We start from the raw sequence: 797 nt of genomic DNA, 5'->3' as shown, positions 1-797 counted from the left end.
CCCCCCCCCCCCCCCCCCCCCCACAAGGGTACGGTGTTCCAATTCTGATTTTCGCGAGGCTTCACCGGATGCGAACCCTCGGCATCATTTGCCTGCTGCTGGCCCTGAGTGGCTGCAGCTCCCTGCTGTTCTACCCCGAACGCGGCCTGCCGTTCACGCCGCAGCGGGCCAAGCTCGAATACCGCGACGTCACCCTGACCACGGCTGACGGCCTGAAGCTGCGTGGCTGGTGGCTGCCGGTGAAGCCGGGTGGCGAGGTCAAGGGGACGGTGCTGCATTTGCACGGCAACGGCGGCAACCTGTCCTGGCACCTCGGCGGGAGCTGGTGGTTGCCGGAGCAGGGTTATCAAGTGCTGATGGTCGATTACCGGGGTTATGGGGTATCCGAGGGCGAGCCGAGCCTGCCGGCGATCTACCAGGATATCGACGCTGCGTTCAAATGGCTCGACCAATCGCCCGAGGTCCAAGGCAAGCCGCTGGTGCTGCTCGGCCAGAGCCTGGGTGGCGCGCTGGCGGTGCATTACCTGGTGGAGCATCCAGAGCGTCAACAGCAGCTCAAAGCGCTGGTGCTTGATGGCGTGCCCGCCAGCTATCGCGACGTCGGACGTTTTGCCCTGAGCACTTCATGGCTGACCTGGGCGTTGCAGGTGCCGCTGTCGTGGCTGGTGCCGGACGGCGACAGCGCCATTGGCTCGATCGCACAATTGAACGGCGTGCCAAAGCTGATCTACCACAGCCTTGACGATCCCATCGTGCCCCTTTCCAACGGCATCCGCTTGTATCAAGCTGCGCCGCCC

1 protein-coding gene is annotated in these 797 nt (G+C 64.7%); it reads left to right on the top strand.

The window, feature by feature from the left end:
* Positions 1-68: 68 nt before the first annotated feature.
* Positions 69-797, top strand: a 729-nt coding sequence (locus ACE04F_RS12285) for an alpha/beta hydrolase (protein ID WP_486107007.1), incomplete at its 3' end; no start/stop codon positions are given.

This window comes from Pseudomonas sp. AGC41 (assembly GCF_057334555.1).
The sequence above is the reverse complement of the archived record's forward strand: the minus strand, read 5'-3'. Positions and strand labels throughout refer to the sequence as shown.